The organism is Cohnella endophytica, assembly GCF_003628305.1.
In the GTDB taxonomy this organism is placed as follows: Bacteria; Bacillota; Bacilli; order Paenibacillales; family Paenibacillaceae; genus Cohnella; species Cohnella endophytica.
Genome location: NZ_RBZM01000002.1, coordinates 333,289 through 346,565, shown reverse-complemented (window position 1 = coordinate 346,565; position 13,277 = coordinate 333,289). Strand labels below are relative to the sequence as shown.

General features: G+C 53.6%; 14 protein-coding genes and 1 riboswitch. All 14 genes read left to right on the top strand.

The annotated features are described in order from the left end of the window. The first annotated feature begins 34 nt into the window (after nucleotides 1–34). The 14 genes from D7Z26_RS03760 (at nucleotide 35) to D7Z26_RS03695 (ending at nucleotide 13,214) form a co-directional block, all read left to right on the top strand. On the top strand, nucleotides 35–460 hold the full coding sequence (locus D7Z26_RS03760) for a peptidylprolyl isomerase (protein WP_120974725.1): 426 nt from the start codon (nucleotides 35–37) through the stop codon (nucleotides 458–460). 169 nt (nucleotides 461–629) lie between these two features. Continuing rightward, a riboswitch (FMN riboswitch) is annotated at nucleotides 630–828 on the top strand. Between the two features lie 335 nt (nucleotides 829–1,163). Further along, a complete protein-coding gene (ribD, locus tag D7Z26_RS03755; RefSeq protein ID WP_120974724.1) occupies nucleotides 1,164–2,303 on the top strand; it encodes a bifunctional diaminohydroxyphosphoribosylaminopyrimidine deaminase/5-amino-6-(5-phosphoribosylamino)uracil reductase RibD in 1,140 nt (379 codons plus the stop codon). Between the two features lie 15 nt (nucleotides 2,304–2,318). Continuing rightward, nucleotides 2,319–2,984 carry a riboflavin synthase gene (gene ribE / locus D7Z26_RS03750; protein WP_120974723.1) on the top strand — a complete coding sequence of 222 codons (666 nt, stop codon included), beginning with the start codon at nucleotides 2,319–2,321 and terminating at the stop codon, nucleotides 2,982–2,984. A gap of 14 nt (nucleotides 2,985–2,998) precedes the next feature. Next, nucleotides 2,999–4,228: a bifunctional 3,4-dihydroxy-2-butanone-4-phosphate synthase/GTP cyclohydrolase II gene (locus D7Z26_RS03745; protein WP_120974722.1), complete on the top strand. Its 1,230-nt coding sequence runs from the start codon at nucleotides 2,999–3,001 to the stop codon at nucleotides 4,226–4,228. 72 nt (nucleotides 4,229–4,300) lie between these two features. Next, complete coding sequence (ribH, locus tag D7Z26_RS03740) at nucleotides 4,301–4,771, top strand: 6,7-dimethyl-8-ribityllumazine synthase (protein WP_120974721.1); 471 nt, start codon at nucleotides 4,301–4,303, stop codon at nucleotides 4,769–4,771. Between the two features lie 45 nt (nucleotides 4,772–4,816). Further along, nucleotides 4,817–5,602 (top strand): segregation and condensation protein A, encoded by a 786-nt coding sequence (locus D7Z26_RS03735; RefSeq protein WP_120975015.1) that lies wholly within the window; start codon nucleotides 4,817–4,819, stop codon nucleotides 5,600–5,602. Next, nucleotides 5,571–6,188 (top strand): SMC-Scp complex subunit ScpB, encoded by a 618-nt coding sequence (gene scpB / locus D7Z26_RS03730; protein WP_120974720.1) that lies wholly within the window; start codon nucleotides 5,571–5,573, stop codon nucleotides 6,186–6,188. Before D7Z26_RS03735 ends, scpB begins: the two co-directional genes overlap by 32 nt. A 46-nt stretch (nucleotides 6,189–6,234) precedes the next feature. After that, entirely contained in the window at nucleotides 6,235–6,915 is a 681-nt protein-coding gene (locus D7Z26_RS03725; protein WP_158602178.1) for a DUF2953 domain-containing protein, read from the top strand. 92 nt (nucleotides 6,916–7,007) lie between these two features. Next, entirely contained in the window at nucleotides 7,008–7,481 is a 474-nt protein-coding gene (gene ytfJ / locus D7Z26_RS03720; protein WP_120974718.1) for a GerW family sporulation protein, read from the top strand. A gap of 143 nt (nucleotides 7,482–7,624) precedes the next feature. Beyond that, nucleotides 7,625–8,875 carry a D-alanyl-D-alanine carboxypeptidase family protein gene (locus tag D7Z26_RS03715; protein WP_120974717.1) on the top strand — a complete coding sequence of 417 codons (1,251 nt, stop codon included), beginning with the start codon at nucleotides 7,625–7,627 and terminating at the stop codon, nucleotides 8,873–8,875. Then, nucleotides 8,875–9,528 (top strand): nucleoside recognition domain-containing protein, encoded by a 654-nt coding sequence (locus D7Z26_RS03710; RefSeq protein ID WP_120974716.1) that lies wholly within the window; start codon nucleotides 8,875–8,877, stop codon nucleotides 9,526–9,528. The genes D7Z26_RS03715 and D7Z26_RS03710 overlap by 1 nt, the downstream gene beginning before the upstream one ends. A gap of 4 nt (nucleotides 9,529–9,532) precedes the next feature. Further along, complete coding sequence (locus D7Z26_RS03705; RefSeq protein WP_120974715.1) at nucleotides 9,533–10,072, top strand: spore maturation protein; 540 nt, start codon at nucleotides 9,533–9,535, stop codon at nucleotides 10,070–10,072. A gap of 21 nt (nucleotides 10,073–10,093) precedes the next feature. Beyond that, nucleotides 10,094–10,828: a pseudouridine synthase gene (locus D7Z26_RS03700; protein WP_120974714.1), complete on the top strand. Its 735-nt coding sequence runs from the start codon at nucleotides 10,094–10,096 to the stop codon at nucleotides 10,826–10,828. A 175-nt stretch (nucleotides 10,829–11,003) separates the two neighbouring features. Continuing rightward, nucleotides 11,004–13,214, top strand: coding sequence for a sensor domain-containing protein (locus tag D7Z26_RS03695; RefSeq protein ID WP_120974713.1), 2,211 nt, complete (start codon nucleotides 11,004–11,006; stop codon nucleotides 13,212–13,214). Nucleotides 13,215–13,277 lie beyond the last annotated feature (63 nt).

Below are 13,277 nucleotides of genomic sequence, written 5' to 3'. Positions count from 1 at the left end.
CAATAAAGCGAATTGATTCAAGGAGGTAAACGATTTGTCTAAACAAGCGGTAATTAAATTGGCTAACGGCAACGAGGTCGTATTGGATCTTTTTAACGAGGATGCTCCGAATACGGTCGCTAACTTCGAGAAGCTTGCGAACGAGGGCTTCTACGACGGCATTCCTTTCCATCGCGTTATTCCGGGATTCGTAGCGCAAGGGGGCTGCCCGAACGGCAACGGAACGGGCGGACCCGGATATTCGATCAATTGCGAGCATAACAAGAACAAACACGAGCGCGGAAGCTTGGCGATGGCTCATCGCGGACCGAACACGGGCGGTAGCCAGTTCTATATTTGCTTTAATCCGCAGCCACATCTTGACGGCGTACATACTGTTTTCGGCAAAGTATCGTCCGGCATGGAGCACGTCGACGCCCTGAAGGGTCAAGAAAAAATGGATTCGATCCGCGTAAGCTAATTCGCTTGCGACGCTTCATCTCCTCCCGCGCTTTTGCCCGTCGGCAAACAAGTGCGGGTTTTTCTTTTTCGTTTCCGTCCATACTAACGCCGTACTTGCATGGGGTTTAATTCCAAGTTCACGGCTTGCAATTTAGACGGCATGGTGGTACACTTTCTTTCAATAAGTTGCTTACCTTCGGGGCGGGGCGTAATTCCCCACCGGCGGTGATCGGCACGATGAACCAACGGCGAGCGAATTGCCGATGCGTTCGCGGCCGTCAGTCCGTGACCCGTAATTGCTGCTACCGGTTAACCGGCGAGCGTAATTCGGTGGACCTGGTGCGAATCCGGGACCGACAGTTAAAGTCTGGATGGGAGAAGGAAGCACAGCGCGGTCATGCCGTGTCCATAAGATGCAACGAAGGCGTAGCGATCAGAGAAAGAAGAACGTCGTGCTTATTTGTTCTTTTTTTCACAATCCTGCGCTCCGAAGGGCTGTTTCAGCTTGCCCGAACAACCGTACCCGATCATCCGCGCTTAATAACCGCGGGTTTGTTCGTGAACGTTTGTTCCCGCCATCGAATATCCGGACAGGTATGAAGGTTTATTTAACGCTGTGCATCTAACACCCCCGAGGTTACGAACTCGGGGGTTTTTTTATTGTTCTATCGACCTTGGCGACACCGCGTTTCGATCATTGAACGGCGGGGAAGGAGACATTTATGGAACTGCTGAATGACGAGTTTTACATGAGGCTGGCATTGAATCTGGCGGGCGGAGCATCCGGTCAAACCGGCGTGAACCCCGTCGTCGGCTGCGTCGTCGTGAACGGAGGGCGCATCGTCGGCATGGGCGCACATCTGAAGCGGGGCGAAGGACACGCGGAAGTGCATGCCCTGAATATGGCGGGGCAACAAGCTCGGGGCGCTACGGCTTACGTGACGCTCGAACCTTGCAGCCATTACGGAACGACGCCTCCTTGCTGCGAGCGACTGATTTCCGAAGGCGTCGTCCGAGTCGTCGTGGCGACGACGGATCCGAACCCCCTAGTCGCGGGCAGAGGGATCGGAAGGCTGAGAGAAGCGGGCATAGAAGTCGAAGTCGGCATACTCGAACGTCAATCGATCGAACTGAACGAAACGTTCAATAAGTACATCGCGAGGAAGCTTCCGTTCGTAACGTTGAAAACCGCGATGTCTTTGGACGGACGTATCGCTACGAAGACGGGACATAGCCGTTGGATTACGGGCGCCGAATCGAGAGAAGCGGTTCATACGCTAAGACACAGGCATGGCGCCATTATGGTCGGCGTGGGCACGGTACTCGCGGACGATCCCGAGCTGACGACGAGGTTAAACGTACCGGGTCTTCATCCGACCCGGATCGTGATCGATTCGAAGCTGCGAATTTCGGAGACGGCGCGCGTGCTTAACTCGGAGGCCGAGAGCATTGTCGTTACGACGGAAGCCGCCGACGAATCGAAGGCGGACCGCTTAAGAAAGCTTGGAGTCGAAGTGTTGCGCTGCGGAGCCGGCTCCCGCGTCGATCTTGCGGAAGCGATGGCTCGCTTGGGAGAACGCGGGATCAGTTCCATCCTGCTCGAGGGCGGCGGCGTCCTGAATGGCGCGATGCTGGAAGCGGGCCTGATCGATAAGCTGATGTTGTTCTATGCTCCGATCATCGTAGGTGCGGAAGGAGCTCCGTCCGCGTTCTCGTTCGGCGGTCCGGAGTTGATGTCGGACGTCATGCGGCTAGAACGCGTCACGATGCAGCAGATCGGCGAAGATTGGTGTTTGACGGGATACCCGGCGGACAAGAGCGGTTCGGCGGATGGCGCCGAAGCCGCGCCGTCGCTCGCTTAACGGGAGGGGAAGTCATTGTTTACGGGTCTTATTGAAGAAATGGGAGTGCTTCGTTCCGTTCAACGAAGGGGCGAGGCAATGATACTAACAATCGGAGCATCGAGGGTGCTCGAAGACGTTAAACTGGGAGACAGCATTTCGGTTAACGGCGTTTGTTTAACCGTCGTCGAATTCGACAGAAACGCTTTCGCGGTGGACGTCATGCCCGAGACTTACCGGAAGACGAATTTGCAATCGATCCGGACGGGCAGCCCTTTGAATCTGGAGAGGGCGATGATGGCCGGGGGGAGATTCGGCGGACATCTCGTTCAAGGGCATGTCGACGGAACGGGAACGATACGGGGTAGAGAGGCGGAAGCTAACGCCGTAGTATTCACGATCGAGCCGGACGAACCCGATCTGTTAAGGCACATCGTGCAGCAAGGCTCGGTTACGCTCGACGGCATTAGCTTGACTATCGTCGACGTGGACAGGGAGCAGGCCAGATTCGCCGTATCCATCATTCCGCATACGTTGCGGGAGACGGTTCTGCAGAACAAAAATCCAGGAGATTCGCTGAATATCGAATGCGATATTCTCGGCAAATACGTCGACCATCTTCTTAATCTTCGGGAGAGAGGGTCTAACCGCAAGCAAGGCGGGTTGTCGGAAGCTTTTTTGAGAGATAACGGTTTTATGTGAGAGGAGCAAGGAAAATGACTCAACAACGATTCGATACGATCGAGGATGCTTTATACGATCTCATGAGAGGCAAGGTCATCATCGTCGTCGACGACGAAGACCGCGAGAACGAAGGGGATCTGATCGCGCTTGCCGACAAGGCGACGCCGGAAGTCATCAACTTCATGATCAAGGAAGCAAGAGGACTTCTTTGCGTGCCGATTACGCAAGAGAGAGCGGAAGCTCTTGACCTCCCGCCGATGGTCAGTCACAATACGGATTATCACGGTACGGCATTCACCGTCTCCGTCGACCATATTTCGACGACCACGGGCATATCCGCGCATGAACGTTCCGTCTCCGTCCAAGCGTTGATCGATCCGGCCGCTAAGGCGGGCGATTTCCGCAGACCGGGACATATTTTCCCGCTAATCGCCAAAAAGGGCGGAGTTCTAAGACGCGCCGGACATACGGAAGCCGCGGTAGACTTGGCCAGAATGTGCGGCTCGTCGCCGGCCGCGGTTATTTGCGAGGTCATCAAAGAAGACGGTACGATGGCGAGAATGCCCGATCTGGAACAATTCGCCGAGCAGCATGACCTGAAGCTGATTACGATCAAGGATTTGATCCAATACCGCAACGAGAAAGAAAAGCTGGTCAAACGCGAAGTCGAGGCTCGTATGCCGACCGACTTCGGGACGTTTCAAGCGATCGCCTATACGAACGAAGTGGATAACAAGGAACATGTCGCGTTCGTTAAAGGAACGATCGACGGCACCCAACCCGTGCTCGTGCGGGTTCACTCCGAATGTTTGACGGGCGACGTATTCCACTCCCATCGCTGCGACTGCGGTCCTCAGTTAGAAGCGGCACTCAGACAAATCGACGAAGCCGGCAGCGGCGTGCTACTCTATATGAGGCAAGAGGGCAGAGGCATCGGCCTAATCAACAAATTGCGCGCGTATACGCTGCAAGAGCAGGGATTGGATACGGTCGACGCGAATATCAAGTTGGGGTTCGCTCCCGATCTGCGGGATTACGGTATCGGAGCGCAAATATTGAAAGATCTTGGAGTCCGCGACATTCGGTTGCTTACGAATAATCCTCGGAAGATCAAAGGCCTGGAAGGATACGGCCTGAACGTCGTGGAACGCGTGCCGATCCAGATGACCGAGAACGAAGACAATACGGGGTACCTGCATACGAAGAAAGCGAAGCTGGGTCATCTGCTTTCCTTCGAAGGCGAGAAGGACTCCGACATTTGACAAGGTTAACTTAACCGATATGTAAGCTCAGGTTCTATAAAATAAGCATGCAAACTAGAGAGGATGAACGAAATGTCAGTCGTATACGAAGGTCATTTGATTTCCAAAGGTTTAAAATACGGGGTAGTCGTAGGAAGGTTTAACGAGTTTATTACGTCGAAATTGCTAGGCGGAGCGCTTGATGCTCTGAAACGCCATGGCGCCGAAGAGAACGAGGTCGAGATCGCTTGGGTACCCGGAGCGTTCGAAATTCCGTTCATCGCCCAGAAGATGGCCGAGAGCGGCAAATACGACGCCGTTATTACGCTGGGAGCGGTCATCCGCGGCTCTACGCCGCATTTCGACTTTGTCTGCAACGAAGTCGCCAAAGGCGTAGCCGCGATTTCTTTGAAAACGGGCGTGCCGACGATCTTCGGCGTGTTGACGACGGACAGCATCGAGCAGGCGGTCGAGCGCGCGGGCACGAAAGCCGGCAACAAAGGCTGGGAAGCCGCGTCTACGGCGATCGAGATGGCGAATTTGTCCCGTCAGTTTACGGTCTAAAGATTAGGCAAGAGGTACGAGGCAGGGGGAGAACCGCGCGTGGCGATGCTGTACAAGCTGGAAACGTTCGAAGGACCGCTCGATTTGCTGCTGCATCTCATCGATAAAGCGGAAATCGATATCCAGGATATTTCGATTAACGACATTACGGATCAATATATGGAATACCTGGCGGCGATGCAAGAGCTGGAGCTTGACATCACGAGCGAGTTTCTCGTCATGGCCGCGACGTTGCTGTCCATGAAGAGCCGAGGGCTGCTGCCGAAGCCCCCGGTTACCGACGAGCCTTGGCTTACCGTCGACGAGGACGAAGGATACGACCCGCGTGAAGAGCTCATTCGCAAGCTGATCGAATACCGGAAGTTCAAATCGGTTGCCGGTCAGTTGCGGGAGAAGGAGTGGGATCGCAGCCAAGTCTACACGCGAGAGCCTGCCGATTTGTCGCCGTTCGAGAAAGTCGTGCAGACGAATCCGGTCGAAGGTTTGCACGTGGACGACCTCGTTAATGCCTTCCAGAAGGCAATGCGACGGCTCGCCGGCCGGCATCGGGTATCGTCCATTCGCAAGGACGAAATATCGGTGAAGGATCGGATCCGGGATATCATCGACACGCTCAAGAGCCGAGCTTATGATGGAAGGCTCCTGTTCTCCCAATTGCTCGGAGACGGAGACGACCGCGAGGAAATCGTGGTCACTTTCTTGGCGATTCTCGAATTGATGAAGCGCAAATGGGTTTCTTGCCATCAAAACGCTTTGTTCGATGAAATCGTGCTGACGTGGACGGGGAGAGAGGATAACGATGGATTACTCGACATTGAAATCAGTACTTGAAGGACTTCTGTTCGTATCCGGCGACGAAGGAATCAGCGCCAGGACGGCGGCCGACGTCGTGGAATCGGATTTGGAAGTCGTCAAAGACGTGCTGAAGGATCTTCAGAAGGAGCTCGTGAAAAAAAATCGCGGAATCCGGATCGCCGAGGTCGCCGGAAGCTATCGATTGACGACGGTGATCGAGCACGCGCCCTACTTCGAGAAACTGGCCTATTCACCCGCTCGTTCCTCGTTATCCCAAGCGGCGCTGGAGACGTTGTCGATTATCGCTTACCGGCAACCGATTACGCGGGTCGAGATCGAGGAAATACGCGGCGTCAAAGCCGATCGTGCTTTGCATAACCTCGTGAACAAAGATTTGATCGAGGAAAAAGGACGCGCGGACGCATTAGGCCGGCCGATTCTGTACGGTACGACGAAGTCGTTCTTGGATTATTTCGGGCTACCGAGCATTACGAGCTTGCCGGAGCCTACCCTTACGGACGGGGACGACGAACTCGAGGAAAGAACGAAAATGTTGTTCGACCGGATCGAAGGACGTCAACTCTCGATGGAAGATCTCGACAAAGAACTGGATACGGATTGAAGAAATGCCAGAAGGTCATACTACCCCTGAGAAAGGCGGGGGAAGTATGGCCTTCTGGCTTTGGAGCATATTGGCGGTCTTAATCATAGGCATAGCCGGAGCATTGTTCTCCCGGATCCGCGTCCGCGTCCGTTACTCGCGAAGCGGCAAGCTGGATCAGCTTGTTATCGTCGTACAAGGTTTCTACGGCTTATTCCACCATCAAATTCTCGTGCCATCCATCGTATTCCGCGACTGGGGAGTCGCTTACAGCGCAAAGCGAGAAGGCAGCTTGGCCGGTCAACCCGGACAGAAAAAACGAATAATCGGAAAAGGAACGATCACGCGAAACGTGAAGGCCTATCGTTCCATCATGAGATCGACGAACAAATTCAGGAAGTGGGCACGGCAATCGCTAAAAAAGGTCGAATGCACCAGATGGCGACTCGACTTTAAGGTCGGAACGGGGGACGCGGCTTCGACCGCCTTCGTGACCGGGCTCCTATGGGCGGCGTCCGGCTGCGCATCCGGGGCAGTCGGGCAGTTCTTGACGCTAAAAACTTCGCCGCACGGGTCCGTCGTACCCAATTATTCGGCCAAGGAATTCACGATCGTCTGGGAAGCGGACTTCCGCATACGGCTCGGAACGGCCCTTGCCTCCTTCTTTAAACTGGGTAGGCGAACAATTCGTCTCGGCAAAGCTCTGCGCGCTTGGCGCAGTTGGTCCGCGGGTCCGCGACAAGCATGACATGGGGGCGTTGGAAGTTTTGAGCGAGGTGCGGAGCGCATAAACAGACCTAGAAGTCGGGCAAATTAGGTACACGAAAGGAGGAGAAGATGATGTCTCAGCATCCGATTAACGGCCTTATGCAAACCGCCATGGAAAACATTAAAGATATGGTGGATGTCAACACGATCGTCGGCGAGCCTGTGCAAACTCCAGACGGCAGCGTCATTATGCCGATATCGAAAGTCGGATTCGGCTTCGCGGCAGGCGGTAGCGAATTCAGCGGGATGGAGGATTCGTCCGGAGGTTCAAGCCAGAAATCCGATGGACAGGATGCCCATAACGCTTCCGTGTCTTTACCGTTCGGGGGAGGTAGCGGGGGCGGCGTATCCATTACGCCGATCGCCTTTCTTGTCGTCGGCGCACATGGAGTAAAAGTCGTTCCTCTGGATAACCAAACCCACATTCTCGAACGACTTATCGATGCCGCTCCGCTATGGGTCGACAAAATCAAAAACGCGTTCCAGAGAAATGCCGATTCGACGATCGACTCCGGTCGCTCGGGCTCTTCCAACAATATCATGTAAAGGTTACGACCGAAGCGGTTGCGCCGGGAACGATCCCGCGCATCCGCTTTTTTTTACGCCCTTCGTCTTACATACTTTTGGACATGCATACATAAAATTGTTAGTGACGATGACACCGCTCCTGCGGCTAGAGGAGGAAAAGCATGCTCACCCTTGCCGGCAACCGATGCGCTCTCGCATTACGGATTAGCTGCCTGGCCGTATCGGCCCTACTATTCGCAAACGCGGCATGCGATTACGCTTACGCGGAAGAAGCGACCGCGGCTCTCGGAACGGCAAAGACGCCGAAGCCTCCCGGCAACCAAGCGCGCGCCGCTTCGCTAGCGGATGTCGCGTCCGGCCGCGTTTTGTTCAGTCAACGCGGAGACGAGCCGATGAAAATCGCGAGCTTGACGAAAATCATGACCGCGATCGTGGCGATCGAGAACGGAGATATGGACAGCACCCTCCAAGTAAGCGCCAAAGCGGCCGGCAAAGAGGGGTCTTCGATCTACTTGAAGTCAGGAGAGAAAATGACCTTAAGAAATGCTTTGTACGGACTTATGCTTCGATCCGGCAACGATGCGGCCACGGCGATCGCCGAACATGTCGGAGGCTCCGTCGAAGGCTTCGTGTACCTGATGAACAAAAAGGCAGACGAAATCGGACTCGCGCACAGCCATTTCATGAACCCTCACGGATTGGACGAGCAAGGCCACTATTCTTCGGCGAACGATCTGGCCAAGCTCACCGTATATGCATTGCATAATCCGGACTTCAAAGAGATCGTTAAGACGCGAATCAAAAAAGTCCCTAACCCGAATGATCCTTGGGAATACGAGTGGGTGAACAAAAACAAAATGCTGACGATGTACGAAGGGGCGGACGGGGTCAAAACCGGGTACACGAAGCAAGCTCTGCGAACGCTCGTCAGCTCGGCTACGCGCGACGGCCAACAACTGGTGGCCGTCACCCTGAATGACCGGGACGATTGGGCCGATCATCGTAATTTGTTGGATTTCGGGTTCGCCCGTTTTCCCCTTGCGAGCGTAACGAAAGCCGGCGAACCGATCGCGGGTTATCCCTACGAAGTAACGAAGGAATTTATTTATCCGTTCGCGGAAGGAGAACGCGAAAGACTGGTCGTGTCCATGGCGCCGCTCCGCGAGGGCACGGCGGATTACAAGCTCGGCTATCGCGGGCAACTTCGATTCGTATTGGACGGAAAGCAGATCGGAGCGGTTCCGTTCGTCGATGATCCCAGTCGCGGGTTATCTCAACAAGAGCAATCGAGTTCACGGGAGAAGCATATGGCCGGAATAGCGGAACCTTCGCCAGTAACGACTCATCCGACCTTCGCGGCTTCATTCAGATCTGTATTAAAAGCCTTGTTCATGGAAGGGGGAGCTTCCTGATGGTGAACTGGATATGGCTCGGCATGATCGTCGTCAGCGTAATGTTCGGCGCCGCGAACGGCAAGATGGAGAAAGTTGCCGAGGCGGCTTTCGGAGGCGCTCAGACGGGGGTCACCGTCTGCTTGGGGCTGATCAGTATTCTCGTCTTCTGGATGGGGCTTATGCGAATCGCGGAGGAAGCGGGGCTTGTTCGCAAGCTCTCGCGGTTGCTAGCCCCGATCGTGCGGAAGCTGTTCCCGGATGTTCCCAAGGATCATCCGGCAATGGGATACATCCTGTCGAACATGAGCGCGAATCTGCTTGGGCTAGGCAATGCCGCGACGCCGATGGGGATTAAGGCGATGCAGGAGCTGCAGAAGCTGAACCCGAACGAGACGGTTGCGACGCCCGCCATGTGCACGCTGCTCGCGCTCAATACGGCGAGCATTACGCTTGTCCCGACGACGATGATCGCGATACGGATGAACTTCGGTTCCGTTCACCCGGCGGACATCGTCGCGCCGACCTTGCTGGCCACGCTCGTCTCCACGGGAGCGGCCATCTTGGCGGATAGATGGTATCGCAGCCGCGACCGCAAGCCTCCGAAAACCGCGCCGCCAATCGAAACGCCTCGACTCGCGCAAACGCCGCCGGCTTCCCTCAAGGGAGGCTAACCGCATGATTTCGCTCATTCAGATTATATCTACATGGACTATCCCGGTGCTTATCGCCTTTATTCCTTTATACGCATCCTTACGTAAAGTACCCGTATACGAAACGTTTATCGACGGAGCCAAGGACGGCTTCCAGACCGCTATCGGCATCATTCCCCATCTCGTCGGCATGATGACCGCGATCAGCATGTTCCGCGCCTCGGGCGCGATGGACGCGATGATCGGGTTAATCCGACCGTTGCTGGAAAGGATCGGAGTTCCGGGCGAAGTACTTCCCCTCGCCTTGTTGCGACCGATTACGGGCGCGGGATCCATGGCGTTCGTGACCGATCTAATCAAGGTGCACGGACCCGATTCCTTCATCGCCCGCATCGCTGCTTCCATTCAAGGAAGCACGGACACGACCCTCTACGTGCTTACCGTCTATTTCGGCGCCATAGGCATACGAAATTCCCGATACGCGCTTAAGGTGGGACTATTCTCGGACTTTATCGGATTTTTCGCATCGGTCGCCGCTTGCTGGTTGTTGTTCGGATTGGTATGATGGGTGTTGAGGTGAAACACCGTGGAAGAAAGATTGCAGAAGGTGCTTGCGAACGCGGGAGTCGCTTCGCGCAGGAAGTGCGAAGAACTCATCGCGGCCGGGAAAGTCGCGGTTAACGGAGAAATCGTAACCGAGCTCGGCAAGAAAGCCGATCCCGCCGTGGACGTCATTACGGTATCGGGCAAGCCGATCAAAAAAGAAACGAAGATTTATATGATGTTCAATAAGCCGAAGGGCGTCATCACGAGCGTATCGGATCCCCAAGGCCGGAGCGTCGTTACCGACTACTTGAAGGAAGTCAAGGAGCGGTTGTACCCCGTCGGTCGTCTCGACTATGATTCCGAAGGCTTGCTGTTGCTCACGAACGACGGCGACTTAGCGCATAAGCTGACCCATCCGAGCCACCATGTGCCGAAGACTTATCATGCGACCGTGGAGCGGGTTCCGCACGGAAACGCGCTGGAGAAGCTGCAGAAGGGCATCAAGCTTGACGACGGGATGACCGCTCCGGCGGAAGTGGAGTACCATGATATCGATCCCGCCGGCAAATTCGCCACGATCGCCATTACGATTCACGAGGGTCGCAATCGCCAAGTTCGCCGGATGTTCGATGCGATCCATCATCCGGTCACCCGACTGAAGCGGATTTCCTTCGGCGGATTGTACCTGAACAACCTGCAACGAGGCAAGCATCGCAAGCTTACCTCGGAAGAGCTGAAAATGCTTCAGGATATCGCCGCCAGCATCGACTCGTAACGTCAAATTGCGTCACACGTGTTTAAGACCGGAGGTAGGGGCCTTTGCCCTTGCCCCCGGTTTTTTTCGTTGAACGATAAGATGAATGTCGAAGAAGCATGAATATGGTAGAATTATGTCGAATACTATCGCAATTAGCGGGGTTGTTAAGGATGAACAACGGGAGCTCGATCTAATGAAACCTATATTCAAGCTACAAAACCGGAAACTTATCGTCATTTTCGGCCTTTTTATTATTGCGGAGCTCGGAATCGAAATCGGATTTACATTCGTTTCGGCACGCACGGGCTTTTATTTCGTTTTGCAGTTTTCTATCCTAATGGCGACTCTATTTATCCTGTTCCTTATCGAGAGAAGCATGAACAGGACGAAGCAAGAGCTAACGAAAAACAAGCAAAAGCTGCAAAATATTTTCGATACGCTAGACGTGGCCATCTGGTCCCACGAATTATCGTCCGATACGTTATTGATTACCCAAGGAATCGAGAAGCTTTACGGCTATTCTTTGGAACAGTTTTATGAAGATAAATCGTTATGGAAAAAAGTAGTCGTACCTGAGGATATGCACATTATCGAAGAAAGGGAAAAGAAGTTATCGATAGGGGAGCCGATTACGAGCACCTATCGGATCGTGCGCCCCGACGAAGAGCATCGTTGGATTCTCGATCGGGGAATTCCGATATTCGATGCCAAGGGCAATTTCGTGGATTTTACGAGCGTGTTATTCGATATCACCCATCGCAAAGAAAGCGAAGAACGTTATCGTAGTTTGGTAGAATCGTTACCGGATATGATTGCGGTAATCAGCAGGGGGAAAATCGATTACATTAATCCGGCCGGCTTCAAGCTTGTGGGTTCGTCGAGCGCGGCGCAATTAATCGGACAACCGGTAAAAGCGTATTTACCGGCTCACGTGCTGGAACAGATCGAAAACGAGCGCGAAGAGAAAAAAACGTTCGAATTTATGCTGAACCGGCTGGACGGAAAAAGAATCGACGTGGAAATGTCGGCGATGCCTATCTTGTATGGGGGAAGATCCGCACACCAAGTGGTCGTGCGGGATATTACGCAGCGAAAGAAAGCGGAAAGAACGATTCAATTCATGGCTTACCACGATTCCTTGACCGAACTTCCTAATCGGTATCGGTTCAAGCAGCATCTTAGCCGGATTCTGAATTCCGAAGGAGATCGAACGGTAGCGGTGATGTTCCTGGATTTGGACCGTTTCAAGATCATCAACGACACGAAAGGGCATACCGTAGGCGATCAATTACTTCAAAAAGTATCCCAAAGGCTCCAAAATACCGTCGGCGATGAAGGAATGGTTTCGCGGCAAGGCGGCGACGAGTTCATTATTTGCATGGAGGACATCTCCAAAGAAAAAGCGGCTGAAGTCGCGCAGCGGTTGCTCGATGTGTTTACGTCTCCGATCGCAATCGACAATCAAGAATACTTTGTAACGCCAAGCATCGGCATCGGAATCTATCCCGAGGACGGGACGGATGAGGAGACGTTAATCAAACACGCGGATACCGCCATGTATTTGGCTAAGGAACGGGGAAAAAACAATTTCCAATTTTACTCTCCCGAGCTTCTGGATGTGTCCTCCAGAAAGATGGAGCTAGAGGGTGGATTAAGAAAAGCGTTGGATAATCAAGAGATGATCCTTCACTATCAGCCGCAAGTCGAATTGGAAACCGGGAAGTTAGTGGGCGTCGAAGCTTTGATACGTTGGCTGCATCCGCAAAATGGTCTAATCCCTCCGGCTCAATTCATTCCGCTGGCAGAGGAAACCGGTCTAATCGTTCCGCTGGGCAAATGGGTGCTTAGGCAGGCTTGCGAGCAGAACAAAGCTTGGCAGGACGCGGGATTTCCAGCGATCCCGATCTCCGTCAATATTTCCGTTCGTCAGATGGATGACGAGCATTTCCTCGGTTCGGTTACGGAGGCGCTGGAGAAAACCGGACTGGCTCCTCGATATTTGGATTTGGAAATTACCGAAAGCATTATGCAAAATATCGAGCGCTCCACAGACATTCTGTCCCGGTTGAAAGAGCTCGGCGTAAGATTGTCCATGGACGATTTCGGAACGGGATATTCTTCTTTAAGTTATCTGAAGCATCTTCCGATCGATAGTATCAAAATCGACAAGTCCTTTATCGACGATATTAATCATCCATCCAATCAAGGCTTGATGGTGAAATCGATCGTGGATATGGGCCGCAATTTGAATTTGGCGCTTATCGCGGAAGGGATCGAGAAGGAAGAGCAGGTGAGCTTTCTGAAGCGTAACTCGTGCGCGATCGGACAAGGCTATTACTTTAGCGCGCCCGTAACGGCAGAAGTTATGAGGAAATTTCTCGCAGAGGGCTTTGTATCTGTGTAAATGAGCCATTGTTGTCGAAGGGTACGATAAGGTCAGGAACTCATTGGTTAGATATAGTGCCCT

Excerpts from the sequence above, each read along its gene's own strand:
- D7Z26_RS03715 (WP_120974717.1), top strand. The coding sequence starts at position 7,625 with ATGCTCACCCTTGCCGGCAACCGATGCGCTCTCGCATTACGGATTAGC.
- ytfJ (WP_120974718.1), top strand. The coding sequence starts at position 7,008 with ATGTCTCAGCATCCGATTAACGGCCTTATGCAAACCGCCATGGAAAAC.
- D7Z26_RS03725 (WP_158602178.1), top strand. The coding sequence starts at position 6,235 with ATGGCCTTCTGGCTTTGGAGCATATTGGCGGTCTTAATCATAGGCATA.
- D7Z26_RS03705 (WP_120974715.1), top strand. The coding sequence starts at position 9,533 with ATGATTTCGCTCATTCAGATTATATCTACATGGACTATCCCGGTGCTT.
- D7Z26_RS03745 (WP_120974722.1), top strand. The coding sequence starts at position 2,999 with ATGACTCAACAACGATTCGATACGATCGAGGATGCTTTATACGATCTC.
- D7Z26_RS03735 (WP_120975015.1), top strand. The coding sequence starts at position 4,817 with ATGCTGTACAAGCTGGAAACGTTCGAAGGACCGCTCGATTTGCTGCTG.
- scpB (WP_120974720.1), top strand. The coding sequence starts at position 5,571 with ATGGATTACTCGACATTGAAATCAGTACTTGAAGGACTTCTGTTCGTA.
- ribD (WP_120974724.1), top strand. The coding sequence starts at position 1,164 with ATGGAACTGCTGAATGACGAGTTTTACATGAGGCTGGCATTGAATCTG.
- D7Z26_RS03710 (WP_120974716.1), top strand. The coding sequence starts at position 8,875 with ATGGTGAACTGGATATGGCTCGGCATGATCGTCGTCAGCGTAATGTTC.
- D7Z26_RS03695 (WP_120974713.1), top strand. The coding sequence starts at position 11,004 with ATGAAACCTATATTCAAGCTACAAAACCGGAAACTTATCGTCATTTTC.
- ribH (WP_120974721.1), top strand. The coding sequence starts at position 4,301 with ATGTCAGTCGTATACGAAGGTCATTTGATTTCCAAAGGTTTAAAATAC.